This window comes from Sphingomonas sp. (assembly GCF_019242355.1).
In the GTDB taxonomy this organism is placed as follows: Bacteria; Pseudomonadota; Alphaproteobacteria; order Sphingomonadales; family Sphingomonadaceae; genus Sphingomicrobium.
In genome coordinates, this window is the sequence record NZ_JAFAVR010000061.1 from 1 (window position 1) to 2,275 (window position 2,275).

The following is a 2,275-nucleotide window of genomic DNA, read 5'->3' on the forward strand; positions in this document are numbered from 1 at the left end:
CCGACACCCGAGATTTGGCTGACCTGCTGAGCAATCTTGGTATCGGCGATATCGTCGACCTGCGTCATCGGCAGGGTGTCGGATGATACCGCAAACAGAATGATCGGCCGGTCGGCGGGATTTACCTTGCGGTATGTCGGGGGCGTCGGCAGGTTCTTGGGTAATTGTCCGCTTGCCGCGTTGATTGCCGCCTGGATGTCCTGCGCCGCCGCGTCGATGTTGCGGTCCAAATCGAACTGAACGGTGATGGTCGTCGAGCCGAGCGCACTCGAAGAGGTGAGCTGCGAGACGCCGGCGATTTGTGCGAATTGCCGCTCCAGGGGCTGTGCCACTGACGAAGCCATCGTCTCCGGACTAGCGCCCGGAAGGCTCGCGCTGACTTGAATGGTCGGAAAGTCGATTTGTGGAAGCGGCGCGACCGGCAGCAGCGGATAGGCCGCGAGACCCACCAGAAACAGGCCGATCATCAGCAGCGTGGTTGCGATCGGCCGCCGAATGAAAGGTGCGGAGACGCCGCTCGCCATTGCTTCGTCCTATTTCGTGGCTTGCTGTTCCGGCGGCTGACCGCCGTCGTCGCCCTTGTTGATAGCAACGAGCGTGCCGTTGGTGAGACGGTATTGGCCGCCGGTCACGACCGTCTCGCCGGGCTTGATGCCGTCCGTGACCACATAAAATTCCTCAGTCGAATAACCGGTCTTCAGCGGCCGGGATTCGACCTTGTTGTCCGGCTTTACGACGTAGGCATAAAGGTCGTCCTGGCCATGCAGCACCGCGGTCGCCGGGATGGTGGTCGCATCCTTGGTGATGCCGGTCTGGACCCGCACGTTGACGAATTCGCCGGGCCAAAGCTTGTTGTCCTCGTTCGGGAAAATCGCTTTGCCGCGGATCGTACCGGTCGTCGGATCGACGCTGTTGTCGATCAGGGCGAGCGTACCCTGTGCGACCTCGGTTTTGGCATCCTGCTGAAGTGCCCAGACCTTCACCGGGCCGGCCTTCATCGCGTTCTGGATTTGGCCGAGGTAACGCTCGGGCAGGGTGAAAATGCCCGCGATCGGCTGGAGCTGCGCGATGGTAACGAGCCCGTTCTGATCGGAGGCGTGCACGATGTTGCCCTGGTCAACCAGACGAAAGCCTGTGCGGCCCGATAGGGGGGCGGTAATCCGCGTATAGGAGAGCTGCGTCTGCGCATTTTCGATCGCGGCCTCGTCGCCTGCGATCTGCGCCGTCAGCTGGTCGACGAGCGCGACCTGGGTGTCGCGCTGCTGCCCCGTGGCATAGGCGCCAAGCTGGTTGTAGCGGACGAGGTCCCGCTGAGCATTCGCACGTTGCGCGGTGTCTTGCTGCTTCTTCGCGACGGCTTGGTCAAGCGCCGCCTGGAAGGGGCGCGGATCGATTTGGGCGAGGAGATCGCCCTCTTTCACCATCTGTCCTTCGTGGAAGGCAACTTTTTGCAGCTCGCCATCGACGCGGGAGCGGACCACGACGGTATTCGCCGCCTGAATCGATCCTATGGCAGCAAGCCGGACCGGAACGTCCTGGCTCTTGGCTGCTTCCGCCGTCACGGGCACGGCAACCGGGGCTGCCGGTCCACTGGGCGGAGGCGCCGGACGGAAGCGCACCCAATAGACGCCGCCGGCGATAGCCAAAGCGAGGATCAGGAGGAGCCACGGCGAGAAACGTCGCCGCTTGCGCACCGATCGCGATGAGCGCGGCTGCTCGGCGGATGCGCGCCGGGCGACGATATCCTCTGGGAAGTCGCCAGCTCGCTCGCCGGCGGCCATCGCATCGCGCATTACGTCAGCCTTGTTCAACCAGGGGGCAAACGAACGACTGTAGGCCGGGGTTCAGCCCGACAGTTGCGATCGCTTGGACGCACGGCACGCGCGAGTCCGGCCGCCAGCTCGGATCGGCCGGAAGTATACAGAATGCAACGCTGTAGGCGATAATTAATCTTCGGTTAGGAAACGTTACGCTTAACGCCAGGCAAGGAGACGCGTCTCGAGGAAGCCGATCAATCGCGCGACGATCAATCCGAAGATCGACAGAACGACGACGCCGGCGAGCAGCTGATCGGTCTGCATGAGATTGCCGGCCTGCAGCACGAAAGCGCCGATGCCGCGGTCGGCGCCGATCATCTCGGCCGAGACGACGAGGAGCAGGGCGATCGATGCCGAGATGCGAAATCCTGAGAGGATTGACGGCAGCGCGGCCGGGATGACGACTTTGCGAACGATGGCCGAGAACGGCAGGTCGAAGCTTTGCGCCATGCGGATCA

At 63.0% G+C, this 2,275-nt stretch carries 3 protein-coding genes; all 3 read right to left on the reverse strand.

All coding sequences use genetic code 11. The features are described 5' to 3' along the window. On the reverse strand, positions 1 to 524 hold a 524-nt coding region (locus JOZ79_RS02610; protein WP_294070160.1), incomplete at its 3' end, for an efflux RND transporter permease subunit. A gap of 9 nt (positions 525 to 533) precedes the next feature. Beyond that, complete coding sequence (locus tag JOZ79_RS02615; protein WP_294070163.1) at positions 534 to 1,793, reverse strand: efflux RND transporter periplasmic adaptor subunit; 1,260 nt, start codon at positions 1,791 to 1,793, stop codon at positions 534 to 536. 180 nt (positions 1,794 to 1,973) lie between these two features. Then, positions 1,974 to 2,275: ABC transporter permease subunit (locus JOZ79_RS02620; RefSeq protein WP_294070166.1), on the reverse strand; the 302-nt coding region annotated here is incomplete at its 5' end.

What these genes read in the sequence shown, in the direction of transcription:
- JOZ79_RS02615 (WP_294070163.1), bottom strand. Translation starts at nt 1,793, where the DNA reads ATGCGCGATGCGATGGCCGCCGGCGAGCGAGCTGGCGACTTCCCAGAG.